We start from the raw sequence: 26,323 nt of genomic DNA, 5'->3' as shown, positions 1-26,323 counted from the left end.
GCCATCGTGCACCCGGTGACTGACAGGTTCCGACGCGCCGCACGGCACGGGCGCATCTGTCGGGGTGGGGTGGGATGATGGTGCTCATGAGGTCGTACCGGGACAGCGCTGTGGTGCTGCGGCAGCACAAGCTGGGGGAGGCCGACTACATCCTCACGCTGCTGACCCGGGAGAACGGCCTGGTCCGCGCGGTGGCGAAGGGGGTGCGCCGGCCGCGGTCGCGGTTCGGTGCCCGGCTGGAGCTGTTCGCCCACGTCGACCTGCAGCTGCACCCCGGCCGCAATCTGGACATGGTGACGCAGGTGCACTCCATCGCCGCCTACTCGGGTGATCTGGCGGGCGACTACGGCCGGTACACCACCGCCTGCACGGTGATCGAGACCGCGGAGCGGCTCGCGGGCGAGGAGCGGGCCCCCGCGCCGGAGCTGCACAGGCTCACCGTCGGGGCCCTGCGGGCGATCGCGGCGGGCGTGCGCGACCGCGACCTCGTGCTGATCTCGTTCCTGCTGCGCGCCATGGATTCCGCGGGCTGGGCACCCGCGCTCACGCTGTGCGCCCGCTGTGGGGACGAGGGGCCGCATCGTGCCTTCCACGTGGCCGCGGGTGGGGCGGTCTGTGTGCATTGCCGTCCGCCGGGGTCGGCGGTGCCGGGGCCGGGCGTGCTGGATCTGATGGCCGCGCTGGCCCGGGCCGATTTCAACTTCGCCGAGACGATGGGCGACCGGGTGCGCCGGCAGGGCGCGGGCCTCGCCGCGGCGCACCTACAGTGGCACGTGGGACGGCAGCTGCGATCGCTGCCGATGATCGAGCGGCACGCGCCGCACAGTCCGGCGCTGACGGCCGGTGAGAGGGAGGTCGACGGTGCCGGGACTGCGGCGGGGTAGATCCAAGACGGCACCCGAGCGGGTGACGACGGTGCGCCCACCCGACCCGCACCCGTCGGGCGCGACGCCCCCGGAGATTCCCGCGGAGCTGGTCCCGAACCACGTCGCCCTCGTGATGGACGGCAACGGCCGCTGGGCCAAGGAGCGCGGCATGGCGCGCACCGAGGGGCACAAGCGCGGTGAGGCGGTGCTCATGGACACCGTCTGCGGGTGCATCGAGATCGGCGTGAAACAGCTGTCGGCGTACGCCTTCTCGACGGAGAACTGGTCGCGCAGCCCCGAGGAGGTGCGCTTCCTCATGGGCTTCAACCGCGACGTGATCCGCCGCCGGCGCGACGAGATGCACGAGATGGGGGTGCGGGTGAAGTGGGCCGGCCGACGACCGCGCCTGTGGGCCAGCGTGATCAAGGAGCTCGAGGTCGCCGAGGAGCTGACGAAGGACAACACCGTCATGACCCTGACGATGTGCGTCAACTACGGAGGCCGCGCCGAGATCGTCGATGCCGCACGGGAGATCGCGCGGCGGGCGGCGGCGGGGGAGATCAACCCGGAGCGCATCACCGAGCAGTCCTTCCAGCAGTACCTCTACCAGCCGGACATGCCCGACGTGGACCTGTTCCTGCGCCCGTCGGGAGAGAAGCGCTCGTCGAACTTCCTGCTGTGGGAGAGCGCCTACGCCGAATACGTCTACCAGGACACGCTGTTCCCGGATTTCGACCGCCGCAACCTCTGGGCCGCGTGCCTCGAGTACGCCCAGCGCGACCGTCGGTTCGGCGGCGCGCAGTGAGCGCGCAGGATCCACGGCTCGACGCGCTGCGCTCGCGTCTCGAGTCCGCCCTGGCCGACGGGGTGGTTCTGCGCCGCGACGAGAATCAGGCCGTGCTGATCGATTTCGGCGAGACACCGGCTTCCGTCCAGGTCTTCGAGCTGGCGCGCGATGTCGACGTGTATTCGCTCACCCAGGTCGTGGCATGGGATCTCGCGCTCACCGAGGAGCTCCGCGCCGACGTGCGCTCCGTGGCGGAGAGCATCCAGTTCGGTTCGCTGCGGCTCATGGAGCGCGAGGTCTCCGCGGATCTGGTGCTGCACTACAGCTTCCCCGCCGGCACGCTCGGGGGCGACGCGCTGCGCGAGTTCGTGCTGTTCGTACTGGCCCAGGGCGTCGACGCGCGCCGCCGCCTCGTCGCCGAATAGCGCCCGCGCACGCCGATGCCCGACGGTGCCGGGCACCGTCGGGCATCGATCGGCACGTCAGGGGCGCAGGAGGACCTTGCCGACGCGGCCCGCGCGTCCGCTTGCGGCGGCCGCGGCGGAGATCTCGTCGATGCCGAACACGGCGTCGACCGGGAGCGCGAGCGTGCCCGCTGTGACGCCCTGAATGACCTCGCTCATCAGCTCGGCCCGCTTCGCGGGATCCATCTCCTGGCTCACGGTGCGGCCCCAGAAGCCCTTGACGACGATCTCCTTGAAGATCGCGACGTTGACGGGGATCTCCAGCATCGCGCCCTGGCCGGGGTCGGTGGCACTCATCGCGCCGAACGAGACGAGGGTGCCGCGCTGGCCGAGGAGCAGGGCGAGCTGGGTGCTCGCCGCGCCGCCGATGGAGTCGACGGCGGCCGCGTAGCCGGCCTCGCCCGCGAGCTCCTTGGCGCGGGCGCGCCAGCCCTCGGTGTCGGTGGCGATCACATTCGTCACGCCGAAGGTCGCGAGCTCGTCGATGGCGGCGGACCGTCGGACGAGGCCCGTGACGTTGATCCCGCGGGCGGTCGCGAGCTGTGCCAGCATGCGCCCGACCATGCCGTTCGCGGTGTTCTGCACGATCCACTGCCCGGGCTGGACGTTCAGGTAGTCGAGCAGGCTGATCGCGCTGAACGGCATCGAGAACAGCTGCGCGGCTGCCTCGTCCGCGATGGCGTCGGGGACGGGCATCAGGCCGGCGGCTCCGGCGACGAAGTACTCCGCCCAGGTGCCGAACGCCGAACCGGTCGCGACGCGCTGGCCGACGGTGAACCCCTCGACCCCCTCGCCGAGGGCGTCGATGACACCGACCGCCTCGGAGCCTGCCGCGGCGGGCATCGTGGGCTTGTAGCCGTAGTCGCCCTTCACGGTCCACAGGTCGTGATTATGGATGGGGGAGAGCAGGGTTCGGATCCGGACCTGGCCGGCGCGAGGCTCCGGGAGCGGGACCTCGCGGACGGACAGGACGCTCGCGGGATCGCCGAACTCGTCCTGGATCAATGCGCGCATGGGGTATCTCCTTCGTGGGGGTGGTGGAGCGATTCAGTCGTCGGCCACGGTCACGGTGACATCGACGTTACCGCGCACCGCGTTCGAGTAGGGGCAGACCTGGTGGGCCGCATCGGCGAGTGCCTGCGCCGCATCGTGCTCGACCTCGGGGATGATCACCTCGAGAGCGACGGTGAGGCCGAAACCGCCGGATCCGTTGGGGCCGATGCCGACCCGGGCGCCGACGCTCGAGTCGCCGAGGGCGATCTTCTGCGACCGGGCGACCATCTGCAGGGCCGAGTGGAAGCATGCGGCGTAGCCGGCGGCGAAGAGCTGCTCGGGGTTCGAGCCCTGGCCCGATCCGCCCATCTCCGTCGGGATGGCCAGCTGCAGGTCGACCCGCCCGTCGTCGGTGCGGGTGCGGCCGTCGCGGCCTGCTCCGGTGGCGATGGCCTCGGCCGTGTACACGGCGTCCATGTTCGTTCTCCTCTTCGTGGGTCGTGAGTTCTAGCGGGTGCGTGCTTCGCTGAAGCGAGTGGCGAGATCGCGGAGCCGGACGGCGTCCTCGACGGGGAAGTCGAAACCCTCGTACACGCGCCGCCGGGCGGCGGCGACCGCGGGTTGAAGGGCGCGGCCGGCGTCGGTGACGTGGACCGTGACCAGGCGTTCGTCCGACCTGTCGCGGCGGCGCTCCACGTAGCCCATCCCCTCCAGACGCTTGAGGAGGGGCGAGAGCGTGCCGCTGTCGAGTTGGAGGCGTTCGCCGAGCGCGCGCACCGTGACGGCGTCCTGCTCCCAGAGGGCGAGCAGGGTCACGTACTGGGTGTACGTGAGCCCGAGTGCCGTGAGCTCCTCGCGGTACGCGTTGGAGGCCACCTTCGCCGCCGAGTACAGGGCGAAGCACAGCTGCGAGTCGAGTGTCTGGTCCGCGTCCACCCGAGAATGATTGCACGCAATTCGATTGTGCACAACTGAAAAGCCGCCCATCGACAAACCGGACCGTGCTGTCTACCTGCAGGTTTACAGCAGCGCGAAAACTGTCCAGTAATCGCTTGACAAATGCTGCTCGGCTGTCAAATACTCGTCTCAGAGCGTATGACATCAGTCACAGCCCCGCCCGGGGCGCCAACGATAGGGAGGGCACCATGAAGGGCCTGGCTTATATCGACGCGGACGGCAACCCCGCAGTCTGGACGGACCACAAGAAGCGTCTGTGGCTGTGGGGCCTGTTCGTTCCCACCGCACTGTTCTTCGCCGTCGGGCTCATAGTTCTGCTGGGCATCGGCAGCACCCCGCTGATGTACCTCGCGCCGGTGCTCTGGTGGATCGGCCCGCTCCTGCTGTACGTGATCCTCCCGATCGTCGACATCAAGGCCGGCGACGACGGGGAGAACCCGCCGGAGGAGGTGATGGAGGCGCTGGAGAACTCCATGTACTATCGCTGGCTCACCTACATCTTCCTGCCCTTCCAGCTCCTGTCGCTGGTGGCGATGTGCTACTTCATCACCGCCGATGACCTCAGCTGGCTCGGCGGCGTCTACGCCGACGGCGGCGGGCTCAGCCTGATCAGCCAGATCGGCATCACCCTCAGCCTGGGCGTCGTCGCGGGGATCGCGATCAACACCGGCCACGAGCTCGGCCACAAGAAGCCCGAGAACGAGCGGTGGATCGCCAAGCTCACCCTCGCGCCGGCCATGTACGGCCACTTCTTCATCGAGCACAACCGCGGCCACCACGTCCGTGTCGCCACCCCGGAGGATCCGGCCAGCGGCCGCTTCGGCGAGACCTTCTGGGAGTTCCTGCCGCGCAGCGTGTGGGGCAGCCTGAAGTCCTCGTGGAACCTGGAGAAGACCCGCCTGGAGCGTCTCGGCAAGAGCCCGTGGACCCTGAAGAACGACGTGCTCAACGCCTGGCTCATGACCGTCGTCCTGTTCGGCGCCCTCGTCGCGGTCTTCGGCTGGTACGTGCTGCCCTTCCTGATCATCCAGGGCGTGTACGGGTTCAGCCTGCTGGAGTCGGTGAACTACCTCGAGCACTACGGACTGCTGCGCCAGAAGCTGGCCTCCGGCCGGTACGAGCGCTGCGCCCCCAAGCACTCCTGGAACTCCGACCGCATCATCACCAATGTCTTCCTGTACCACCTGCAGCGGCACAGCGATCACCACGCGAACCCCACGCGCCGCTACCAGACGCTCCGGTCGTTCGAAGAGGCACCGTCGCTGCCCCAGGGCTACGCCACGCTGATCGGCGTGACCTACTTCCCGCCCCTGTGGCGCCGGCTGATGGACCACCGCGTCCTCGACCACTACGACGGTGACATCACCAAGGTCAACATCCACCCCCGTGTCCGCGACAAGGTGTTGGCCCGGTACGGCGCCCCCGCGGGCGGAGAGCAGGCCGCGGCATGAGCGCCTTCAAGTGCCCCGTGTGCGGTTACGTCTACGACGAGGCCGCCGGTGCCCCCAGGGAGGGCTGGCCCGCCGGCACCGCCTGGGCCGCCATCCCCGACGACTGGAACTGCCCCGACTGCGGCGTCCGCGACAAGATCGACTTCGAGCCGGTCTGAACGAGCGCGACCGCACGAACGAATCAGGAAGAACGAGAAAGGAATCCATCATGAGTGACGCACCCTTCAAGCTGTTCCGCTGCCTCCAGTGCGGGTTCGAGTACGACGAGGCCGAGGGCTGGCCCGAGGATGGCATCGAGCCCGGCACCCGCTGGGACGACATCCCCGACGACTGGTCCTGCCCCGACTGCGGTGCCGCCAAGGCCGACTTCGAGATGGTCGAGGTTTCCCGAGCATGAGCACCGACGGTGTGGTGATCGTCGGTACGGGCGTCGCCGGCGCCACCGCGGCCCTGGCGCTGCGGACCGGCGGATACGACGGGGACGTGACCCTCATCGGGCGCGACCCGCACCTCCCGTACCGGCGCCCCACGCTGTCGAAGGACGTGCTGCTCGCGGGCATGCCGGTCGAGAAGGCCCTCATCAAGCCCGCAGCGCACTGGTCCGACATCGACGTCGAGGTCCGCACCGGGGTCACCGTGACCGGTGGTGAGACCGGCCCGCGCACGCTGGAACTGTCCGACGGTGCCGCCCTCACCTACGGCTCGCTCGTGCTGGCCACCGGCGGCGCGTCCCGGCGCCTGCCGGGCCTGCCGCCCGGGCCGCGCGTGCGGTACCTCCGCGACTTCGCCGACGCCGTCGGGCTGCGCGACGAGCTGGGCCGGGCCGGCAGCGTGATCGTGCTCGGCGCGGGTCTGATCGGCTCGGAGGTGGCCTCGGCCGCCGCGAAGCTGGGCGCCTCGGTCGCCGTCATCGAACCCGCGCCCCTGCCCCTGGTGCGCGTCGTGCCCCCGTCGATCGGGGAGCGACTGGCCGGCCTGCAGCGCGACGCCGGGATCGATCTGCTGCTCGGCGTCCGGCCGGGCGAGATCACCGTCGAGACCGACCAGGTCGCGGTCGCGCTGCCCGACGGTGCGGCCCTGGTCGCGGATCTGCTCGTCGTCGCGGTGGGCTCCGTCGCCGACACCGGGCTCGCCGAGCGGCTGGCACTGCGGGTGGACGACGGTATCCTGGTCGATGAGCGGTACCGCACATCCGCCGAGGGCGTGTACGCCATCGGCGACTGCGCCCGGGTGCCCCATCCGCTGGACGGCGGCAGCTACCGGGCCGAGAACTGGTCGGCGGCACAGGACCAGGGCACGGCCGTCGCGCAGGTGCTCCTCGGCGAGTCGCCGGCGCCCACGGTCCCGTGGGGCTGGTCGGCCCAGTTCGGTGCGGTGCTGCAGTTCGCGGGGTGGCCCGCGGCGGACGACGCGCTGGAGGTGGACGGTTCGATGGACACGAACTCGGGTGGGGCCTTCTTCGCCCGCTGCAACCGCGGCGGTGCACTCGTCGGTGCCATCGCGATGGGCCGCCCCAAGGAACTGCGCGCGGTGCGCGGCGAGCTGTCCGAGCAGATCGCGGCGGCGGTCGCGCGATGACGGTCCTCGCCGGGCGTGACGCCGACGCCGCCCCCAAGCAGTCCGTGCGCGATCAGGCGCTCGACGCCGTGAGCGGCTTCCTGCGGGGGCGCGAGTGGTCGGCCGTCACCATGGCGGCCGTCGCCCGTGAGGCCGGCGTCAGCAGGCAGACGCTCTACAACGAGTTCGGCTCCCGCAAGGGCATGGCCGTGGCCTACGTGACCCGATTCGTCGATGGACTGCTGGCCTTCGTGCAGGAGCGGATCGACGCGAACCCCGGCCGGATCGGCGAGGCCGTCGAGGACGCGATGCGCGGGGTGTTCCAGATCGGCATGGGTGACCCGGTGGTGCTCAACATCGTGGGCCCGAACCCGCACCGCGACCTCATGGGCATCGTGACGGTCGACGGTACGCCCATCATGCAGCGGGCCACCGAGGGGCTCGCGGAGATCCTCGCGATGAGCTGGGCGCAGGTCCGGCGGTCCGAGGCGCAGGTCGCCGCGGGGGTGCTGGTGCGCCTGGCCTTCAGTCACCTGACGATGCCGATCGAGGGGCCGGACGAGGCCGCGCGCGAGGTCTCCCAGGTGCTCTCGCCGTTCCTCACCCAGGCCGTCCGGGCCTGACGCCCGGGGCGCCCCGTCGGGCCGCCGGGGCCGCTACGCCGAGCAGTCGGCGCACCGCCCGAAGATCTCCAGCGTGTGGGTGACCTCCGTGAAGCCGTGGGCGGCGGCCGTCCGGGCGGACCACGCCTCCACGGACCGGTCCGTGACCTCGACGGTGCGCCCGCACTCCCGGCACACCAGGTGGTGATGGTGCTCGTCGGAGCACAGGCGGAACAGGGCCTCGCCGCTGTCGGTGCGCAGGGTGTCGACGGCGCCCGCGTCGGCCATCGCCTGCAGGTTCCGGTACACCGTGGTCAGGCCGATCGACTCCCCGTCGGTGCGCAACTGCTCGTGCAGCTCCTGCGCCGACTTGAACTCCGACACGGACCGCAGCGCGTGGGTGATGGCGCCCCGCTGCTTGGTTGCGCGGACGCCCGTGCCGCGTGACGTCTCGCCGGTCATGCGCTCGCCCGTTCGGCGGCGTGGGCCACGGCGTCGACCACGATGTGCGCCAGGTGGTCGTCGACGAGGCGGTAGATGATCTCCCGGCCGTTGCGCTCGCCGCGCACCACGCCCGCGGACTTGAGGACGCGCAGGTGCTGGCTGACCAGCGGCTGGGTCACGCCGAGCGCGTCGACCAGTTGGTGCACGCACAGCTCGGAGTGCATCAGCTCGAGCACGATCGAGATCCGGACCGGCGCGGCCAGGGCGCGCAGCAGGTCGCCGGTGGCGGTGAGCACCTCGGGATCGGGCTGCGCGGTCCGCGCGAACTCGGGATCGACGGGACACTCGGCGACGATGTCGATGTCGGTGGGAATGGGAACACCTCCTGTTATCAACAATCATTTTCATATGCGGGATCGACTACGTCAAGCTCGTCGGCGCAGGCGTCCCATCGCGCCGCGGGTGGGGGAGCGAACGGTAGAGTCGATCCGTACGTTTTTCCTTTTCACAACCTTCTCGGAGATGAAGCGCGCCGTGGCCAAAGCAACCAAAGTCGATATCGTCGCCAACCTGTGCAAGCGCAGGGGGCTGGTCTTCCAGTCCGGTGAGATCTACGGCGGCACGAAGTCGGCCTGGGACTACGGGCCGCTGGGTGTGGAGCTCAAGGAGAACATCAAGAAGCAGTGGTGGCGCAACATGGTCACCTCGCGCGACGACGTGGTGGGCCTGGACAGTGCGATCATCCTGCCCCGCCAGGTCTGGGTCGCCTCGGGCCACGTCTCCGTCTTCAACGATCCGCTCGTGGAGTGCCTGAACTGCCACAAGCGGCACCGTCAGGACCACCTGCAGGAGGCGTACGCCGAGAAGCGCGCCGCCAAGGGTGACGAGGTGAACCCGGACGACGTGCCGATGACGGAGATCGTCTGCCCGGATTGCGGCACCAAGGGGCAGTGGACCGAGCCCCGCGACTTCAACATGATGCTCAAGACCTACCTCGGCCCGATCGAGTCGGAGGAGGGGCTGCACTACCTCCGCCCGGAGACGGCGCAGGGCATCTTCGTGAACTTCAAGAACGTGATGACCACGGCGCGCAAGAAGCCGCCGTTCGGCATCGGCCAGATCGGCAAGAGCTTCCGCAACGAGATCACGCCCGGCAACTTCATCTTCCGTACGCGCGAGTTCGAGCAGATGGAGATGGAGTTCTTCGTCAAGCCCGGCGACGACGACCAGTGGCACCAGTACTGGATCGACTACCGGCTCAAGTGGTACACGGACCTGGGCATCAACCCGGAGAACCTGCGGCTGTTCACGCACCCGCAGGAGAAGCTGAGCCACTACAGCAAGGGCACCGTCGACATCGAGTACCGCTTCGAGTTCGCGGGCAGCGAGTTCGGCGAGCTCGAGGGCATCGCCAACCGCACCGATTTCGACCTGGGCACCCACTCGAAGCACTCGGGTGAGTCGCTGGAGTTCTTCGACCAGCAGAGCGGCGAGCGGTACACCCCGTACGTGATCGAGCCCGCGGCCGGCCTCACCCGCTCGCTGATGGCCTTCCTCGTCGACGCCTACACCGAGGAGGAGGTGCCGAAGGCGAACGGCGGCACCGACACCCGTGTCGTGCTCAAGCTGGACCGCCGCCTCGCGCCGGTGAAGGCGGCGGTGCTGCCGCTCTCCCGTGACGAGAAGCTCTCGCCGAAAGCGAGGGAGCTCGCGGCGCAGCTGCGCCAGTACTGGAACGTCGAGTTCGACGACGCCCAGGGCATCGGCAAGCGCTACCGCCGGCAGGACGAGATCGGGACGCCGTTCTGCATCACCGTCGACTTCGACACCCTCGAGGACGACGCCGTGACCGTGCGTGAGCGCGACACGATGGAGCAGGAGCGGGTGCCGCTCGCGGAGATCCAGCAGTACCTGGCCGCGCGCCTCGCCGGCTGCTGATCGGCCAGCAGTACCGACGGCTCCGCCCGTCCCGCGGTATGCGGGGCGGGCGGAGCCCTTTGCTAGCTGCAGGTGATCTCGACGCGGAACTTCTTGGTGCTCAGGTTCGCCGCGCGAGCCTCACCCGTGATCGTGTAGCGGTTGCCGGCCTTCGACGCCTTCGCCGAACCGATCTGCCCCACGGGCGTGTTCAGCACCGTCATCGCGTTGCCGCCGGTGGCGATGAACAGGCTCGACACCGTGGGCGGATCGCCCTCGGTGAGCACGGCGCCGATGCCCCGCGCCGTCTGTACGCTGCCGGATCCGATGGTGATCGACTCGCCGTTGCGGGTGCAGCCCGCGTTGACGAATTCGGCTGCGCTCTCGGCCTTGCCGTCGATCTCGACCACGGTGCTGGAGTCGGTGTTGGGGGAGGTGCAGGCCGCGAGGGCGACCAGGACGCCGCCCGCGAGGGCGACTGGCGCGATTTTCATAGACACACCGTACCGGCAGGATTCCGGCCCGCCGTGGAATACTCGATCCATGACGAACGGCAAGGTGGTCCACTTCGACACGCAGCGCGGCTTCGGCTTCCTCGCGCCCGATGCGGGCGGCGAGGACGTCTTCCTTCACGTCAACGACATCGACTTCGACGAGTCGGCCCTGCGGCCCGGCACGGCGGTGACCTTCGACGTCGAGAAGGGCGACAAGGGGCTCAAGGCCGTGAACGTGGCGGTCGTGGGCGGCGCGCCCGCGGCATCGTCGGCACCCCGGCGCGACAACCGCGACCAGCGCGACAACCGGGGCGATCGGGGCGATCGGCGTGAGCACGCGCCCCGTCGGGACGCCGCACCGCGCGCGGCCGCCGTCGCCGGCGCGCTCGACATGCAGTCCTTCGTCGACGAGCTGACCGAGCTGCTGCTCGACTCCTCGGACGATCTCACCGCAGGCCAGATCATCGAGATCCGCCAGCGCATCGCGGACTTCGCCTTCGCGCGCGGTTGGGTCACCGAGTAGGTGCCGCTGCTGCCAGGGCCGGCGGCCTACCAGCCGGCCGACGTCGACAGGCTCGTCGCCGAGCGGCCCAAAACGGCGGGCCTCGAGGCGGATCCGGAACCGACACTCTTCTCGGGTCCGCAGTGGGAGGCGCTGCGCTGGGAGGGGCACAGCTCCGCCTTCGCCCGCGACCGCGCGCGCGTGCTGCACAGCGCCGCCCTGCGCCGGCTCGCGGATAAGACGCAGGTCGTGGGCCCGCGCGAGGGCGACACCCCGCGCACCCGGCTGACCCACTCGCTCGAGGTGAGCCAGATCGGCCGCGGCATCGCCCTGGGCATCGGCTGCGATCCGGACCTCGTCGACCTCGCCGGGCTCGCGCACGACATCGGCCATCCGCCCTACGGTCACAACGGCGAGCGCGCGCTCGACGAGGTGGCCCGGCACATCGGCGGTTTCGAGGGCAATGCCCAGAACCTGCGCATCCTCACCCGGCTCGAGCCCAAGGTGCTCGACGACCAGGGGCGTTCGGTGGGGCTCAACCTCACGCGCGCCGCCCTCGACGCGGCGACGAAGTACCCGTGGTTGCGGCGCGAGCCCGGCGGCAAGTTCGGCGTGTACGACGACGACGCGCACGTCCTCGACTGGATGCGCGGCGGCGAGAACGGGCCGCACGGCACCCGTCAGTGCCTGGAGTCGCAGGTCATGGACTGGTCCGACGATGTCGCGTACTCGGTGCACGACGTGGAGGACGGCGTGCTGTCGGGCCGGCTGGACCTGCGCGCGCTGTCCTCGCGCGAGGAGGTGCGCAGCCTGTCCGGCTTCGGCGCCGACAGCTTCCGCGGCGCCGAGGCCGCCGAACTGGAGGAGGCCGGCGCCCGCCTCGCCTCCTTCGAGGTCGTCGTCGCGGCCGCGCAGTACGACGGTGGCCTGGCCTCGTCCGTCGCGCTCAAGCGGATGACGAGCGAGCTGGTGGGCCGGTTCGCGTCCGCCGCGATCGACGCGACCCGCGCCGCGACCGGCAACGAGCCGGTGTGCCGCTACGAGGCCGAGGTCGCGGTGCCGCCGTCGGTGCGCGCCGAGGTGATCCTGCTCAAAACGATGGCGCTGCAGTACATCTACTCGAATCAGCTGCATCTGGCCGTCCAGCAGGGCCAGCGGGACCGGATCCACCGGGCGGCGGACTACCTGATGGGCGCGTCACCGTCGCACATCGATCCGCTGTACTCGCCCGCCTACCTGGCCGCCGAGACCGACGCCGCCCGGCTGCGCGTCGTGGTCGATCAGATCGCGTCGATGACGGAGACGCGGCTGGAGCGGCTGGACCAGAAGGTCCTCGAGGGCTGAGCGGCAGTACACTCGAACTCGTGGTCGGCAGAATCCCGGAGCGTGACATCGCGGCGATCCGCGACCGTGCGCGCATCGAGGACGTCGTCGGCGAGTACGTGGCGCTGCGGCCCGCCGGCGTGGGGTCGATGAAGGGCCTGTGCCCGTTCCACGACGAGAAGACCCCCAGCTTCCACGTGCGGCCCACGCAGGGCTTCTTCCACTGCTTCGGCTGCGGCGAGGGCGGCGACGTCATCTCGTTCCTGCAGAAGATCGAGCACGTCCCGTTCGTGGAGGCGGTCGAACAGCTGGCCGACAAGGTCGGCATCCACATCAGCTACGAGGGCGGCGGCTCCGGCCCGAAGCAGGACCGCGGCACCCGCATGCGCCTCGTGGCCGCGAACACGGCCGCGCAGAAGTTCTACGCCGAGCAGTTGCGCACGCCCGAGGCGGAGATCGCGCGCGCCTACTTGGCCGAGCGCGAGTTCACCGAAGAGGACGCGCGGTTCTACGGCTGCGGGTACGCGCCGTCGGGCTGGGACACGATGACGAAGGCGCTGCTGCGCCAGGGCTTCGACGTCAAGGAGCTCGAGGCCGCGGGGCTGTCCAAGCAGGGGCAGCGCGGCCCGATCGACCGGTTCCACCGCCGGTTGCTGTGGCCGATCCGCAACCTCGGCGGTGACGTCATCGGGTTCGGCGCGCGCAAGCTGTTCGACGACGACAATCTCGGCAAGTACATGAACACGCCGGAGACCATGCTCTACAAGAAGTCCCAGGTGCTGTTCGGGCTCGACCACGCGAAGAAGCACATCGCCAAGGGGCATCAGGTGGTGGTCGTCGAGGGCTACACCGACGTCATGGCGATGCACTCCGCCGGCGTGGAGACCGCCGTCGCGTCCTGCGGCACCGCGTTCGGTGAGGACCACGTCTCGCTCGTGCGGCGGCTCATGATGGACGACAGCTACTTCCGCGGTGAGGTCATCTACACCTTCGACGGCGACGAGGCGGGCCGGGCCGCCGCGATGAAGGCGTTCGACGGCGACCAGAAGATCGCCGGGCAGACCTTCGTGGCCGTCGCCCCCGACGGGATGGACCCGTGCGAGCTGCGGCAGCGCCGCGGCGACGAGGCGGTCCGCGACCTCATCGCCCAGCGCGTGCCGATGTTCGAGTTCGCGGTGAAGACGCTGATCACGGAGTTCGACCTCGATACCGCCGAGGGGCGGGTCCACGCGTTGCGCCGTTCGGTGCCCGTCGTCGCCCGGATCAAGGACATGGCGCTGCGGGACGAGTACGCCCGCCAGCTGGCCGGGTGGGTCGGCTGGGACGACGTCACACAGGTGCTGCGCCGCGTGCGCGAGGAGTCCGCGCGCATCCGCCGTGGCGAGGGACGTCCCGGGCCGGGGGCGCCGGCACCGTCGAACAACCGGGTCCGGGAGGCGGTCCCCGAGGCCCCGGCACCCCGCCCGACGGGGCCGCAGCGCCCGGACCCGAGCGACCCGGTGCTGTGGGTGCAGCGCGAGGTGCTCAAGGCCGCGCTGCAGGTGCCCGCGCTGGCGGGCATGGTGTTCGACGCTCTGTCCGACGACATGTTCACCGACCCCGCGTACCGCGCGGTGCGGCTGGCGATCGAGGCCGCGGGCGGGATCGCCGCGGGCCTCGGCGGCCCGGAGTGGGTCGACACCGTGGTGCGCACCGTCGACGGCCCGGTGCTGGAACCGCTGGTCACCGAACTGGCGGTGGAGCCCCTGCAGGTGGCCGGCGACCCGTCGCCGCGGTACGTGGAGTCCGTGATGGCGCGGCTGCAGGAGGTGTGGGTCGGTGCCCAGGTGGCCGACCTCAAGTCCAAGCTGCGGCGCATGTCGCCGGGGGCCGACGGTGACTACAACCGCCTGTTCGGCGACCTGGTGGCGCTGGAGAGCTACCGGCAGAGCCTGCTCAAGATGGCCGTGGGCGACTCGGGCTTCTGACGTTCGGCGCGGTCAGTCCAGGTCGGTCTTGGGGGAGTAGATCACCGTCTGCGCGTCGATCTCGCGCATGGTGCGCATCTTCGGATCGGGGTTGAGCTGCTCGGCGAGCTTGCGGCGCCCGATCTCCACGGCCTTCTTCGTGGCCGGGCTGGTGGCGATGGCCTTCGCGGTGCGGTTGATCTGCTCGTACCGGCGGCGCCCGGCCTTGGTGCCCAGCACGTAGCCCGCACCTGCGGCGATAACCAGTCGGATCATGAGGCCACTGTACCGGCCGCGGGCCGGCATCCGCGGGCGGTGCTGTCAGTCGCCCTCGCTGTGCACGTGCGCGCGCTGACCGTCGCGATCGAAGATCATGAGGATCTCGGTGGGGCCGCCGATCGCGGCGAAGGCGTGCGGGGTCATCGTGGCGAACTCTGCCGCTTCCCCGGCGGCGACGGTGATCTCGCGGTCGCCGAGGAGCAGGAGGAGTTCTCCGCTGAGCACGAACAGCCAGTCGTGCCCGGGGTGCACCTGCTGACGCGGTCGGGCGGCGGTCGGCTCGATCAGCGCCTTCAGCGCTTGCGTGCTACCGCCGGGCTTGCTGAGCGCCCACATCGTCCTGCCCGTGGACCGGCTCGGTACGGGGCGGATGACCACGTCCGCGTCGTCACTGGTGTCCAACAGCGCGTCCAGCCCGACGTTGAGCCCCGTGGCCAGCGGAAGCAACACGTCCAGGCTGATCGCGCGCTTGCCGGTCTCGATCCGGCTGATCGTGGACGGGCTGAGGTTCGTCCGCGCGGCGAGCTCGTCCAGGGACAGGCCGAGCGTGGTGCGCAGGCTGCGCAGGCGGGCCCGGACGACGGCTTCGATCGTGCTGAGTTGGCTCACACCGACCTCCTTTGCTGATTGTGCAAGAAGCATGGCATATTCCGCAGGAGAGATCTACGGTCGAAGGCATGAGTGAACACCACGCCGCCACGGAATCCGCGCCCTCGTTCGTCCGCCATTGCGATGTCGCCGTCATCGGCGGTTCCGCGGCCGGGCTCGCCGCCGCGCTCCAACTCGGGCGTCAGCGCCGGTCGGTGATCGTGGTCGACTCCGGAGAGCCGCGCAACGCGCGAGCCGAGCGCATGCACAGCTTCCTCGGCCGCGACGGCACCGATCCCGCGGAGCTCCTCGCGGCGGGGCGCGCGGAGGTGCGCGGGTACGGCGTCGAAGTGCTCTCCGGCCGGGTGACGCGGGTGACCGGTGCGGCCGGTGCGTTCGCGGTCGAACTCGCCGAGGGCACCGAGATCGTGGCGCGCCGCATCGTCGTCGCGACGGGACTGTCCGACGAGCTGCCCGAGGTCGAGGGGTTGGAGGAGCACTGGGGCCGCGCGGTCTTCCACTGCCCGTTCTGCCACGGCTTCGAGGTCCGGGACCAGCGCCTCGTCCAGCTGGTCACCCACCCGATGGGGCTGCACGCGGTCCCGCTGATGCGGCAACTGAGCGACCGGCTCACCGTGGTCATCGCCGATGGAGTCGAGATCATCGACGCGGAGCTGCAGGCCCTTCGCAGCGCCGGGATCGACGTCCGTCTCGCCGCGACGGCGCGGCGGGTGATCGTCGCCGCTGGCGGCGGTTTCGCCGGCGTCGAACTCGCCGACGGCACCCGCGTGGACGCGGACGCCATGCTGGTGGGAACGCGCTTTCATCCGCGATCCGGCCCCGTCGCCGGCATCGGTGTGCAGGCTTCGGCGCACGCGAGCGGTATGGGCGAGGTGATCGAGGTCGATCCGATGGGCGCCACCGCGATCGACGGGGTGTACGCAGTGGGAAGCATCACCGAACCCGGTCAGCAGGTGCTCTCCGCGGCCGCGCACGGCGCTCGGGTCGGCGGCGCGGTGGCGATCGACCTCGCGACCGAGGACCTGCACGCCGCGGCGCGCCCGTCCGGCTCCGCGACGGACTGGGACCACCGCTACGGCGGTGACGCGATCTGGAGTGGGAATCCGAACGGCTCGTTGGTCGTCGAGGCCACAGGCCTGCGCGTCGGCAGGGCGCTCGACGTCGGGGCCGGAGAAGGAGGCGATGCGCTCTGGCTCGCCGAACAGGGCTGGGACGTGACCGCGACCGATATCTCGTCCCAGGCGCTGGACCGCATCGGCGCCGAGGCGCGGCGTCGCGATCTGCCCGTCACGTGCCGGCTGGCCGATGCCAACGCGCGCGATCCGTTTCTCGTGGAAGAGCCTGGATCCGCGGGTGCGTTCGACCTCGTGACGGCCGCGTACGCGTCGATCCCGCGGACCCCCGATGGGCGCGGGGTGCTCAGCATGCTCGGTGCCGTCGCGCCCGGCGGAACGCTGATCGTCCTCAGCCACGATCCCGACGCGATGCGTGCACACCGGCACGGGCACGTGCCGTTCGATCCGGACGCCTACGTCGGTATCGACGACATCGTGGCGGAGCTCGATGCCGATCCCGCCTGGACCATCGAGATCAACGACACGCGCACTCGTCCGGCCGGGGCGGCGTCCGCGGGCCGGCACGTCGACGATCGCGTGCTGCGCGCCCGGCGCGCGGGCTGAGCCTCGGCGCGCGAGACGGTCGCAGCGACCGGCCGATAGGCTCGACCCATGAGCTCGTACCCGCCCCCGCAGACCGTCGAAGCGTTCGAGGCGAACATCGCGGAGGTCCTGCGCCGCATCGACGCGGCTGCGGTCCGGGCGGGGCGGTCACCGTCGGACGTGCGACTGCTGCCCGTCAGCAAGACGGTGCCCCAGGAGCGGCTGCGCCTCGCTGTCGCGGCGGGCTGCCGGGAGCTCGGCGAGAACAAGCCGCAGGAGGCCAAGCGCAAGAGCGCCGAGATGGCGGACCTCGACGTGTCGTGGTCGGTGATCGGGCACCTGCAGACGAACAAGGCGAAGGACGTCGCGGCCGTCGCCGCGGAGTTCCAGGCCCTCGACAGCCTGCGGGTGGCGGAGGCGCTCGACCGTCGGCTGCAGGCCCTGGGCCGGGGACTCGACGTGTACGTGCAGGTGAACACGTCGGCGGAGGAGCAGAAGTACGGCTTGCCGCCCGCCGAGGTGCCGGCGTTCCTCGAGGCGCTGCCCACGTTCACATCGCTGCGCGTGCGGGGGTTCATGACCCTCGCGGAGTTCTCCTCCGACGAGGCCCGGGTGCGTGAGTGCTTCCGGGTGCTGCGCGGGGTGCGCGACCGGTCGCTGGACAAGTGGCCCGAGTTCACCGAGCTCTCGATGGGCATGTCCGGCGATTACGAGCTGGCCGTCGAGGAGGGCTCGACCTGCGTGCGGGTGGGCCAGGCGATCTTCGGCTCGCGCGCGCTGCCCGACAGCCACTACTGGCCCGCCGAGCGCTAACGCACCGAGAGCACCTGAACTCTGGCGCCGGCCGCGGGAACCATGGTGACATTGCGGTGCCGTGCGGGCTCGCCTGGGCGATCGTGGGTGCGGAGCTCGGTTCGGCGCAGAATCTCTCGCACGAGATAGGTGATCTCGGCGTTCGCGAGCGGGGCGCCGAGGCATCGTCGATGTCCTCCGCCGAACGGGAGCAAGGTGAACGGGGCTGGTCGAGCGTCGTGAAATCGCTCCGGGGTGAAGGCGAACGGCCTGGGGTAGAGGTCATCTCGGTGATGGAGCAGCAGCACGCTGATCTCGGCGACCGTGCCCGCCGGCACGATGTGGTCACCGAATCGCCACGGCACCATGAGTTCCCGCGTGATATAGGGGACAACCGGCCGGCTCCGGAGCGACTCGAGGACGGCGGATTGCACGACATCGTCCTCGCCGGCCAATGCGGCGTCGCGTACGGCGTGATATGCCCGGCGGTGTCGCGTCAGCCGCTCGAATGTCCAGGCCACCGCGTTGCCAGTGGTCTCGTGTCCGCCCAGGAGCAGCGTGAGCAATTCGTCGGAGATCTCGGCGTCGGTCAGGGCGGAACCGTCAGGGGCGTGCGCCCGCAAGAGGAGTCCGAGGACGTCGTCGCCTGGGTCCGGCGAGCGGCGGCGTTCGGAGATCACGTGTCGAAGGTTGCGGTGCCAGAGCCACATCGGTGGCCGGTTGAGTAGCTGGGCGTCGCGCCACGGAGAGTTGACCATCTGGGCGACCCTGGCGATGTGGCGGCCGGATGCCCACAGGAGGAACTCGGAGACACCGCGCAGGTGGGTCTCGGCGTCGGTCAGCTGCTCCCTGGGCCCCAGCAGCGACGTCAGGATCACGTCGAGGGCGACCGACTCGGCGATCCGTGCCAATCGGGCGGTGCCGATCGGAAGTGTGGACAGGGCTCTGTCGGTTGCGGTCTCCAGCGCCGCGCGATGTCCCGCGAGGGAGACGCCGTGGAAACGTGGTAGCAGCAGGTCGCGCTGGTGCGCATGCCACGGCCCGACCGAGGTGAGGACGGAGCTGCGACCCACCACGGGCCGAATCGGATACAACCGCGCCGCAGTGTCGGCGAACCTGGGGTTCGCAGTCAGGAGGGCCCGCACGTGCGCTGGATTGCTGATCACGACCGTCTGGCCCGGGTTTGCGGGGTAGCGGTACCGAACCACCTCGCCGAGCCGGGCGGCATCGTCGAACATGGCGTCCGCGTGGTGCCAGGTATGCCGGAAGAGTGTGCCGACGGTGCGGGGCGTGACCCGCCCGCCGGTCCCGACCGGGGCCGGGTCGCGGTCGGTGCCGTGTGACGCGGTGGGCTCGTTCAGCGGCTCCGCGGCGTCGGCGTCCGCGCCGAGACTACGGAGTCCGCTGGCCGCGCTCGCGGCCCTGCGGTGCCACCCGCCCATCGAGGTACCTCCATCGAACGGTTCGACGGTACGCCCGGGTGGCGCCCGGCGCCGCGGTTCCGGACGGTCAGTAGATCGTTTCGCGGCTGTGCGGCGCGGCGTTGGTGCAGTCCACGCCGATGATGTAGTGCTTGCCCGTCGGCCGCGCTCCGTACACGTAGACGTCGTACCGGCCGGCCGAGGGCAGACGGAACCCGATCCGCACGTCGTCGAAACTCGCCCCCTTGGGGCGGGAGTGGTACGTGCACCAGCCGGCGTCGCCGTAGCCCCAGTTGCGGACGAAGATCTTCGCGCCGACGGGGGTGGCGACGGGCTCGTCGAATCCGACGTTCGCCGGTTCGGCGGAACTGGCGCCGCTGCCGAGGAAGGTCAGCGGAATCGCGCCGAGAATGCCGAGTAGTGCGGCCGTGACCTTGTGATTGAGCGTCATGAGGGCTCCTTCAGTGGATGAGGGATTGTGCGCTTTGAACAATGGCGCGATAGTCCGTGGAGCACACGAGTGGTCCGCTACTCGAAAACGGTGGTGCGAGCGCTCGGAACCGGGGATTCGTACGAAGTACGGATATAGAATTCTGCCGTGGATGCGGGGGAGTCGGCGATCGTCGGGCGGGGTGTGGAAACGTCCGAGGCAATGCTCGCGGTATCCGGGGCCAACGGCGGCGCGCTGATCGTGGGCGAGCCGGGGACGGGCAAGACGGTGCTCGCGCGCACCGTCGCCCGGAGATTCGCGCCCTCGGTCGATGCACGATGGGTGGCCGGCACGGAGTCGACGCGAGCCATTCCGCTGGGCGCATTGGGGCACCTCGTCGCTGTTCGCGCGGAGATGGATCCCATCGGGCTGCTCGCCGCGGCTCACCGGTCGCTCGCCGACGAGGCGCACCGATTGCTCGTGGTCGACGATGCGCACCTGCTGGACGCGCTCACCGCTATCGTCGTCCAGCAGTACGTCCTCGCCCGTCGAGGGCCGGTCATCGTCACCGCCAGGGCGGGTGAACAGCTTCCCGACCCGATCGCGCGGCTGTGGAAGGACGGGCATCTCCGGCGGATCACGCTGCAGCGCTTCGATCGCGATCAGAGTGAGGAGCTCGTGTGCGCTCTCCTGGGCGGCCGTGTCGAGCCTGAAGCCGTCGAGGCACTGCACCGCTACGCGCAGGGCGTTCCCCTCATCGTGAGCAACCTGGTCCGGGTCTGCATGGATACGGGAGCGGTGGTGGCACACCACGGGACATGGCGTTTGGATGGCGCGCTCGAAATGGGATCCGATCTCGCGGAACTGTTCGCTCAGCGGCTGACGGGGCTGTCCGCCGAAGCGTCCGATACGCTCGCCATGATCGCGCTCGCAGAGGAACTGGCCCTCGATGCGGTCGTCGCCGCGGGAGGCACCGCCGCCATGGCGGAACTGGAATCCCGCAGGCTGGTGATCATCGATTCAGCGGGCTCCGGACACGTCGTTCGGGTCGAACATCCGCTCCTCGGCGACGTCGTCCGGGCACGGACCGGCGTGACTCGCGCGCGATCGTTGCGGGGCCGGCTCGCCGAGCAATTGGGACGACGAGGCCCCGGCGGTGCCGCGCCCGACGCCCGGACGCTCGTGCGCGCCGCGCGGCTGCGGATCCAGTCCGACCTTCCCGTCGACCTCGAACAGGTCTGCACCGCCGCCGGTCGGGCGACGGCGATGGCGGCACTCGAGGTTGGCGAGGAACTCGCGAGGTGGGCTGTGGCGAACGGAGGCGGTGTGTCCGCAGCGCTGGTCCTGGGTGATGCGCTGACCTGGCAGGGGCGCGGCGGCGACGTCGAGGCCCTGATGGCACCGTACGTCGAGCAGGACCTCGGGGAGTTGCTCGCGATCCGGGTCGCAGTCCTGCGGGTGGTGAGTCTGTACTGGAACGAGGCCCGCCCCGACTCGGCGCTCAAGGTGCTCGACGGCGCCCGGTCGATCGCCACCCTGCCGCCCGTTCTGGACGTGATCGAGGGGATCGAGGCGCAGATGCGTTTCTTCCTCGGCGACGGATCGTCGCTCGCCGAGGCCGCCCCCAGGCTGCTAGCGGCCCCGAACGGCCTCCCTGAGGCGGCCGTGAGCCTGGCGGGAACAGCGGCGATCTACTTCGGCCTGGCGGGGGAATCGGCGTCGCTCCGAGCAGTGGTCAAGCGCGGGGAGGGCTTCGCCGCGCAGTCGGCGACGGGTCTGGTGCAGTTCAACATCGCCGTGGGGCAGGTTTTCGGGGACGTGCTCGAGGGCTCCCTGGACGAGGCCGACACGGTCATCGCGAGGTGGCGGATCCGTGCGGGCGGCGAGCAGTCGGCCGAAGCCATCGTCGACATGCTGGAAGGACGAGTGTCATTGGCGCGCGGCGAGCTCGACGATGCGGTGCGGCTGCTGCGCATGTCGCTGGCGCAGCCCGTCCATTCGGGGTGGCACCTGCTCGCGGCTCACATCCTGGCGTCCGCCGAATTCGAGCGCGGAGACGCCGAGGCGGCGGGTGCCGCGTGCGAACTCGTCGAAGCAGCGGTACTGCCCAACCTTGTCTGTTATCAGCCCTCGCTCGAGCTCACCCGCGCGTTCGTCGCGGCGGCGCGCGGCAACATCACGGGAGCGCGCGATGTGGCGATGCGCGCCGCTGCCGTCTACCGGTCCCAGCAGTCGTACGCAGGTGAGGTGCTGGCGCTGCACCTCGCCGTGCGGTTGGGGGATCGAAATCTCGCGGACCGACTTGCGGCATTGGACCGGCGACTGCGCAGTCGCTACAGCGGGGCCGTCCTCCTGCACGCGCGCGGTCTGGCGGGACACGCATCGAGTCGGCTCCGGGATGCGGCGGACGCGTTCGAGACCTTGGGACTGCTCTGCGCGGCAGCGGACGCTGCGGCGCACGCCGTCATGGAGTCGGACGCGCCCGAGGCCGATTCGCATCGCGCTCGGCTCAACCGCCTCGTAGCCGCAACCGGGCAGAGTACGCCGGCGGTGCGCGCGGCCAGGCGCACCCTCACGCTCACAACGCGGGAGGAAGACGTGACCGCGCTGGTCGTGGCGGGCCTGAGCAACAAGGACATCGCGCGTGAGTTGGGCGTGTCCGTGCGCACCGTCGAGGGACATCTGTACCGGATCTTCGCGAAGGCCGGAGTCTCCGATCGATCCGCCTTGCGTACATTTCTGTGATGGATCGCGTCGCGTCGTCGAGTCGGTAGGCGCGCCGACGACGACCGGTGCCCCGACGCGGGGTGCCGGCCGGCGACGGGGAGGTCAGCCGCAGGTCTTCGCGACGGCCTGGGAGAAGCCGCCGGCGAACTCGATCGTTCCCGACCTCACGATCGGCTTAGGGGTGTTGGCCAGATTCAGGATCGGCGTGCTGGTCGCCGTGCACGAGAGTGCGATTCCTGCGAGGCCGGCACTCTCGACGGACACCTTCAGTGTGGGGTAGGTGCCGATCGGCGCCCGTGCCGTACGCGTCCAGCTGTACCCCGCGCCGACGAAGACCTTGTTCTCGTCGACGACTCGGCCGTCGTCGCCGATGTAGCTGATATTGATGATCGACGCGGGGAATCCCTTGGCGGTCAGCGTGTAGCGAAGGGTGCTCTTGAGTTCGGTCGTGATCGGACCGGGGAGAGCGGAGCTGACGCCCGATCCGGCCAGCAGTATCGCGGGGGTCAGGCATGCTGCCGCAATCGCGGAACGAGTCTGGTTGGTGGTCATGGTGACTCCTGTCGCGTGTTGTTCGGTGGTGATCCCACGATGACCCGTGAACGGTGAGAACTCGCGAGTACCGGGCTACTCGATTTCCGTCGGCTGTGTGCTCGCGGAGGTCAGGTACGGCACACGCGCCGACGGTATGGCCGCCGGGCGTCCGAGCGCAGCGGCTCGGTAGTGTTCGGGACGTGCTGACCGACGACGAGGATCGCCAGTTCACCCCCTGGGACATCGTGGAGTTCGTCGCCGTGATCGTGGCCCTCGGCGTGCTGTTCTGGCTGCTGGAGCCGCTGAACCCGTGGCTGCGCTATCCGGCGACCCTGGTCGGGGCCTTCGCCGTGCTGATGGCGTGGCGCGGCGTGCGCAAGCTCCTCGAGCTGCGCTCGGGCGGCGACGCCACCCGGATCGCTCCGCTCACGTTGGTCGAGACGCCGTCCGGCGCGCACTCGCTCCTGCTCGTTGTCGGCGGCACCCCGTCCGACGGTGCCGTGGTCGAGTCGGGGCACAAGCCGAATGGCTACTTCTGGCAGGGCGTCGCCGAGCGGGTGGCACCGCAACTCGTGGAGCGGGTGAGCCTGCACAGTGAGTCCGGCATGTTCTGCGCCCGGGCGGACGACCGCGATGTGCTCGTGCTGCTCGGGGCGAAGCTGGCCCCGGTGGTCAACAATCCCGCGCGGCTCCGAGAGGTGGTCGCCGCCGCCGAGGCCGACGGATTCGAGTTCGACGACTGACCATTGCAGCACAATGGGTGGTACTGACCCGGTTGTAGCCACTGATCGGAGACCGCCCGTGCTCGGACTCGTACGCCCGTGTGTCGCCCACCTCGAGCCGGAGCTGCGCGCCCGCTGGCGCGCTCACCTGTGCGGGCTGTGCCTGAAGCTGAGGGAAACCGGCGGGCAGCCCGCCCGCGTGGCGACCAATACGGATGCGGCGATGCTGTCCGCGCTGGTCGAGGCGCAGCAGGGCGTTCCCGCGTCCACCCGGTCGGCCGGACCGTGCGTACTGCGGGGCATGCGGGGCGCCGAGGTGATCGCGCCGTCGGAACTCGGTGTGCGGCTGGCGAGTACGGCCTCGTTGACGTTGGCCGCCGCCAAGCTGGGTGACCGGGTCGCGGAGCAGGAGTTCGGCCTCGCGGGGAGGACGTCGGTGGTGGGGCGGCGTACCGTCGAGCTCGTTCGGAGAGCCGAGCGGCGGCTGGCCGGAGGCGCGGTGGCGGACGCTGCGGTCGCAGAGGCCGCGCGTGTGTCGGATTCGCTGCGCGGCCTGGCGGACCAGGCGCGGATCGAGGCCCGGGCGACCTCCCTGGCCGACGTGACGGCGCCGACCGCGCAGGCCGTGGGGGAGATGTTCGCCGCGTCGGCGACGCTGGCCGGACGCCCGGAGAACGTCGTTCCCCTGTCCGAACTGGGACGCGCCTACGGGGAGTTCGCGCACCTCGCCGATGCCGTGGAGGACCTTCCAGGGGATCGAGCCCGGGGCGACTACAACCCGCTCGATGCGACGGGCACGACCGTCGAGCAGGCGGTCGATCGCCTGAAGGTGTTGCAGGGCATCGTGATCGACCGGTTGGGTCGGGTACGGATGCGCGACGATCGGCTGGTCCGGCCGCTGCTGCTGACCGCGATGGCGACAGTGCTCGCGGCCAACGGCGTGTCGCTGGACAAGAAGGCGAAGAAGAAGGAGGGCCGGCGGTCGGCGGGCGCGGGCGAGAACGCGGGGGACTGCTGCTGCGATGGCGACTGCTGCTGCGGCGACGGGTGCTGCTGCGACTGCTCCTGAGACGACTCCGCCCCGGTGGAAGCGGGAGCTTCCACCGGGGCGGTGACGGGTTCTACTGGGGGCCTTGGCCTATCGGGCCCGGTTGTCAGGCCTCGACGCGGACGTCGGCGCGGGCCGGGATGACCACCGGGTGCACGCCGGACATGCGCTCGAGCACGCGGACCACCTGGCAGGAGTAGCCGTACTCGTTGTCGTACCAGACGTAGAGCACGAGGTCCTTGCCGTCGGCGATGGTCGCGAGACCGTCGACGATGCCGGCGCGGTGCGAGCCGACGAAGTCGCTGGAGACGACCTCGGGCGACTCGATGTAGTCGATCTGCTGGCGCACCTTCGAGTGCAGCGACACCCGGCGGAGGTAGTCGTTGACCTCGTCCTTGGTGGTGGGCTTCTCGAGGGTGATGTTGAGGATCGCCAGCGAGACGTCGGGGGTGGGGACGCGGATGCTCGACCCCGTGAGCTTGCCTTCGAGCTGCGGCAGCGCCTTCGAGACGGCCTTGGCCGCACCGGTCTCGGTGATCACCATGTTCAGCACCGCCGAGCGGCCGCGGCGGTCGCCCTTGTGGAGGTTGTCGATCAGGTTCTGATCGTTGGTGAACGAGTGCACGGTCTCGACGTGGCCGCGCTGGATGCCGTACGCCTCGTCGAGGGCCGCGAGCACGGGGGTGATCGCGTTCGTGGTGCAGGAGGCGGCCGAGAGGATCGTGTCGGTGTCCTCGATCGTGCTGTCGTTGATGCCGTGCACGATGTTCTTCAGCGGCGCCTTGCCGGGCGCGGTGAGCAGCACGCGGGCGGCGCCGGTGCTCTTGAGGTGCTGGCCGAGGCCCTCCTCGTCGCGCCAGCGGCCGGTGTTGTCGACGATCAGCGCGTCCTTGATGCCGTACGCGGTGTAGTCGATGGTCGCCGGATCGTCCGAGTAGATGACCTGGATCCGGGTGCCGTTGGCGATGATCACGTCGTTCTCGGCGTCGATCGAGACCGAGCCGGCGAACGGGCCGTGCACCGAGTCGCGGGCCAGCAGGCTGGCGCGCTTCTCGAGGTCGTTCTTGACGCTGCGGCGCACGACGATGGCGCGCAGGCGCAGGCCGTGGCCGTTGCCGGCGTGGCTGATCAGGATGCGGGCCAGCAGGCGGCCGATGCGGCCGAAGCCGTACAGCACCACGTCGGCGCCGCCGTCCTCGCCGTGCACGGGGACGTTGCGCTTGGCGATCTCGGCGCGGAGCAGCTCCTGGATCGCCTCGTCGGTGTCGAGGTCGCCCGCCAGCTTCGCCAGCCGCGCGATGTCGATGGACGCCGGTTCGGGCTCGATCGCGAGCAGGCCGCGCAGCACCTTCTCCGTCTGCTCCAGGGTGAGGGCCTGGTGGCCCAGCTCCTCGGCGCGCTCGTGCGCCGAGATCACCGCGGAGGTGGAGAGGTTGATCAGACGGTGCCCGTGGATCGACGACACCACGCCGAACTGCCGGTACAGGCGACCGATGATCGGGATCAGGCGCTCGGCCTGCTCCTCGCGCGCCACCCAGGCGTCGCGGTGGCTGTCGTACGCGCCGCGGGCGTTGGCGTCGTACGAAGGGGAATCCGAATCCAGCTGTTGCGTCACGCTCCACATTATGCAACGGTGCGCCGGAGCACGGGCGAAGTGGGCCGTTCCTGGGCGGACGATGCGGGTGAGTAGTTCGTTCGGATGATCTTCGTCGCCAACGTGCGCAGTGCAGTGCCGAAGGAGGGAAACTCCGACGATGACCGAACGGTATCCCGGCCCTTTGCCTCCCAACCAGCCCGGTC

At 70.1% G+C, this 26,323-nt stretch carries 29 protein-coding genes; 17 read left to right on the top strand and 12 right to left on the bottom strand.

Annotation, left to right across the window (positions count from 1 at the left end; all coding sequences use genetic code 11):
* Positions 1-86 precede the first annotated feature (86 nt).
* From recO to HF999_RS15935, 3 genes are read left to right on the top strand one after another with little or no spacing between them, the layout of a single operon-like run.
* A complete protein-coding gene (gene recO / locus HF999_RS15945; RefSeq protein ID WP_168546831.1) occupies positions 87-884 on the top strand; it encodes a DNA repair protein RecO in 798 nt (265 codons plus the stop codon).
* Positions 862-1,671, top strand: coding sequence for an isoprenyl transferase (locus tag HF999_RS15940; RefSeq protein WP_168546830.1), 810 nt, complete (start codon positions 862-864; stop codon positions 1,669-1,671). Before recO ends, HF999_RS15940 begins: the two co-directional genes overlap by 23 nt.
* Positions 1,668-2,078, top strand: coding sequence for a hypothetical protein (locus HF999_RS15935; RefSeq protein WP_168546829.1), 411 nt, complete (start codon positions 1,668-1,670; stop codon positions 2,076-2,078). The genes HF999_RS15940 and HF999_RS15935 overlap by 4 nt, the downstream gene beginning before the upstream one ends.
* Positions 2,079-2,135: 57 nt before the next feature.
* Here HF999_RS15935 and HF999_RS15930 read toward each other — a convergent pair whose 3' ends face one another.
* The 3 genes from HF999_RS15930 to HF999_RS15920 are packed head-to-tail and all read right to left on the bottom strand — an operon-like array spanning position 2,136 to position 4,046.
* Positions 2,136-3,131 (bottom strand): zinc-binding dehydrogenase, encoded by a 996-nt coding sequence (locus HF999_RS15930; protein WP_168546828.1) that lies wholly within the window; start codon positions 3,129-3,131, stop codon positions 2,136-2,138.
* Between the two features lie 33 nt (positions 3,132-3,164).
* On the bottom strand, positions 3,165-3,587 hold the full coding sequence (locus HF999_RS15925) for an organic hydroperoxide resistance protein (RefSeq protein WP_168546827.1): 423 nt from the start codon (positions 3,585-3,587) through the stop codon (positions 3,165-3,167).
* Between the two features lie 30 nt (positions 3,588-3,617).
* The gene (locus HF999_RS15920; RefSeq protein WP_312854163.1) at positions 3,618-4,046 is read right to left on the bottom strand and encodes a MarR family winged helix-turn-helix transcriptional regulator; all 429 of its coding nucleotides are present in this window, start codon (positions 4,044-4,046) and stop codon (positions 3,618-3,620) included.
* 209 nt (positions 4,047-4,255) lie between these two features.
* Between HF999_RS15920 and HF999_RS15915 the strand changes: the two genes are divergently transcribed.
* The 5 genes from HF999_RS15915 to HF999_RS15895 are packed head-to-tail and all read left to right on the top strand — an operon-like array spanning position 4,256 to position 7,698.
* Entirely contained in the window at positions 4,256-5,518 is a 1,263-nt protein-coding gene (locus HF999_RS15915; RefSeq protein WP_068572535.1) for an alkane 1-monooxygenase, read from the top strand.
* Entirely contained in the window at positions 5,515-5,676 is a 162-nt protein-coding gene (locus HF999_RS15910; protein ID WP_068572537.1) for a rubredoxin, read from the top strand. Before HF999_RS15915 ends, HF999_RS15910 begins: the two co-directional genes overlap by 4 nt.
* A 50-nt stretch (positions 5,677-5,726) precedes the next feature.
* Positions 5,727-5,915, top strand: coding sequence for a rubredoxin (locus HF999_RS15905; protein ID WP_068521261.1), 189 nt, complete (start codon positions 5,727-5,729; stop codon positions 5,913-5,915).
* Complete coding sequence (locus tag HF999_RS15900; RefSeq protein WP_168546825.1) at positions 5,912-7,096, top strand: NAD(P)/FAD-dependent oxidoreductase; 1,185 nt, start codon at positions 5,912-5,914, stop codon at positions 7,094-7,096. Before HF999_RS15905 ends, HF999_RS15900 begins: the two co-directional genes overlap by 4 nt.
* On the top strand, positions 7,093-7,698 hold the full coding sequence (locus HF999_RS15895; protein WP_068572541.1) for a TetR/AcrR family transcriptional regulator: 606 nt from the start codon (positions 7,093-7,095) through the stop codon (positions 7,696-7,698). Before HF999_RS15900 ends, HF999_RS15895 begins: the two co-directional genes overlap by 4 nt.
* A 33-nt stretch (positions 7,699-7,731) precedes the next feature.
* Here the strand turns inward: HF999_RS15895 and HF999_RS15890 are convergent, their stop codons facing one another.
* Positions 7,732-8,139, bottom strand: a complete 408-nt coding sequence (locus tag HF999_RS15890) for a Fur family transcriptional regulator (protein WP_068572543.1) — start codon at positions 8,137-8,139, stop codon at positions 7,732-7,734.
* Entirely contained in the window at positions 8,136-8,483 is a 348-nt protein-coding gene (locus HF999_RS15885; RefSeq protein WP_068572884.1) for an ArsR/SmtB family transcription factor, read from the bottom strand. Before HF999_RS15885 ends, HF999_RS15890 begins: the two co-directional genes overlap by 4 nt.
* A 160-nt stretch (positions 8,484-8,643) precedes the next feature.
* Between HF999_RS15885 and HF999_RS15880 the strand changes: the two genes are divergently transcribed.
* Complete coding sequence (locus HF999_RS15880) at positions 8,644-10,059, top strand: glycine--tRNA ligase (RefSeq protein WP_210733860.1); 1,416 nt, start codon at positions 8,644-8,646, stop codon at positions 10,057-10,059.
* A 62-nt stretch (positions 10,060-10,121) separates the two neighbouring features.
* On the opposite strand, the gene HF999_RS15875 is transcribed toward HF999_RS15880, so the two are convergent.
* Positions 10,122-10,532 carry a lipoprotein LpqH gene (locus tag HF999_RS15875; RefSeq protein ID WP_168546824.1) on the bottom strand — a complete coding sequence of 137 codons (411 nt, stop codon included), beginning with the start codon at positions 10,530-10,532 and terminating at the stop codon, positions 10,122-10,124.
* Between the two features lie 49 nt (positions 10,533-10,581).
* On the opposite strand from HF999_RS15875, the gene HF999_RS15870 reads away from it, so the two are divergent.
* From HF999_RS15870 to dnaG, 3 genes are read left to right on the top strand one after another with little or no spacing between them, the layout of a single operon-like run.
* Positions 10,582-11,055 carry a cold-shock protein gene (locus tag HF999_RS15870; RefSeq protein WP_168546823.1) on the top strand — a complete coding sequence of 158 codons (474 nt, stop codon included), beginning with the start codon at positions 10,582-10,584 and terminating at the stop codon, positions 11,053-11,055.
* On the top strand, positions 11,056-12,378 hold the full coding sequence (locus tag HF999_RS15865; RefSeq protein ID WP_168546822.1) for a deoxyguanosinetriphosphate triphosphohydrolase: 1,323 nt from the start codon (positions 11,056-11,058) through the stop codon (positions 12,376-12,378). It begins immediately after the preceding gene.
* 20 nt (positions 12,379-12,398) lie between these two features.
* Positions 12,399-14,324, top strand: a complete 1,926-nt coding sequence (gene dnaG, locus HF999_RS15860; protein WP_168546821.1) for a DNA primase — start codon at positions 12,399-12,401, stop codon at positions 14,322-14,324.
* Positions 14,325-14,336: 12 nt separating this feature from the next.
* Here the strand turns inward: dnaG and HF999_RS15855 are convergent, their stop codons facing one another.
* Both HF999_RS15855 and HF999_RS15850 read right to left on the bottom strand, forming a co-directional pair.
* On the bottom strand, positions 14,337-14,579 hold the full coding sequence (locus HF999_RS15855; protein ID WP_068572888.1) for a hypothetical protein: 243 nt from the start codon (positions 14,577-14,579) through the stop codon (positions 14,337-14,339).
* A 45-nt stretch (positions 14,580-14,624) separates the two neighbouring features.
* Positions 14,625-15,191, bottom strand: coding sequence for a helix-turn-helix domain-containing protein (locus HF999_RS15850; protein WP_168546820.1), 567 nt, complete (start codon positions 15,189-15,191; stop codon positions 14,625-14,627).
* 68 nt (positions 15,192-15,259) lie between these two features.
* Between HF999_RS15850 and HF999_RS15845 the strand changes: the two genes are divergently transcribed.
* Together HF999_RS15845 and HF999_RS15840 are read left to right on the top strand one after the other, a co-directional pair.
* Positions 15,260-16,870, top strand: coding sequence for a bifunctional NAD(P)/FAD-dependent oxidoreductase/class I SAM-dependent methyltransferase (locus HF999_RS15845; RefSeq protein ID WP_168546819.1), 1,611 nt, complete (start codon positions 15,260-15,262; stop codon positions 16,868-16,870).
* Between the two features lie 48 nt (positions 16,871-16,918).
* Positions 16,919-17,662, top strand: a complete 744-nt coding sequence (locus HF999_RS15840; protein ID WP_168546818.1) for a YggS family pyridoxal phosphate-dependent enzyme — start codon at positions 16,919-16,921, stop codon at positions 17,660-17,662.
* Here HF999_RS15840 and HF999_RS15835 read toward each other — a convergent pair.
* Positions 17,659-19,083: a cytochrome P450 gene (locus tag HF999_RS15835; protein ID WP_068572555.1), complete on the bottom strand. Its 1,425-nt coding sequence runs from the start codon at positions 19,081-19,083 to the stop codon at positions 17,659-17,661. The two genes, HF999_RS15840 and HF999_RS15835, sit on opposite strands and share 4 nt — an antisense overlap.
* 67 nt (positions 19,084-19,150) lie before the next feature.
* Positions 19,151-19,513, bottom strand: a complete 363-nt coding sequence (locus HF999_RS15830) for a hypothetical protein (RefSeq protein ID WP_068572557.1) — start codon at positions 19,511-19,513, stop codon at positions 19,151-19,153.
* A gap of 147 nt (positions 19,514-19,660) precedes the next feature.
* Here HF999_RS15830 and HF999_RS15825 point away from each other — a divergent pair, with 147 nt between their 5' ends.
* Complete coding sequence (locus HF999_RS15825) at positions 19,661-22,237, top strand: LuxR family transcriptional regulator (RefSeq protein ID WP_168546817.1); 2,577 nt, start codon at positions 19,661-19,663, stop codon at positions 22,235-22,237.
* A gap of 84 nt (positions 22,238-22,321) precedes the next feature.
* Here HF999_RS15825 and HF999_RS15820 read toward each other — a convergent pair whose 3' ends face one another.
* A complete protein-coding gene (locus tag HF999_RS15820) occupies positions 22,322-22,771 on the bottom strand; it encodes a hypothetical protein (protein ID WP_068572561.1) in 450 nt (149 codons plus the stop codon).
* Positions 22,772-22,953: 182 nt separating this feature from the next.
* On the opposite strand from HF999_RS15820, the gene HF999_RS22230 reads away from it, so the two are divergent.
* A complete protein-coding gene (locus HF999_RS22230; RefSeq protein WP_068572563.1) occupies positions 22,954-23,496 on the top strand; it encodes an Imm51 family immunity protein in 543 nt (180 codons plus the stop codon).
* Positions 23,497-23,554: 58 nt separating this feature from the next.
* On the top strand, positions 23,555-24,544 hold the full coding sequence (locus HF999_RS15810; protein WP_068572566.1) for a DUF5685 family protein: 990 nt from the start codon (positions 23,555-23,557) through the stop codon (positions 24,542-24,544).
* A gap of 85 nt (positions 24,545-24,629) precedes the next feature.
* Here HF999_RS15810 and HF999_RS15805 read toward each other — a convergent pair whose 3' ends face one another.
* Complete coding sequence (locus tag HF999_RS15805) at positions 24,630-26,138, bottom strand: glyceraldehyde-3-phosphate dehydrogenase (RefSeq protein WP_280512892.1); 1,509 nt, start codon at positions 26,136-26,138, stop codon at positions 24,630-24,632.
* Between the last annotated feature and the right edge of the window lie 185 nt (positions 26,139-26,323).

The sequence above is a fragment of the Tsukamurella spumae genome, assembly GCF_012396015.1.
GTDB classification, from domain to species: domain Bacteria; phylum Actinomycetota; class Actinomycetes; order Mycobacteriales; family Mycobacteriaceae; genus Tsukamurella; species Tsukamurella spumae.
Note: the sequence above shows the minus strand (reverse complement) of the source record. Positions and strands in the feature narration are given on the sequence as shown.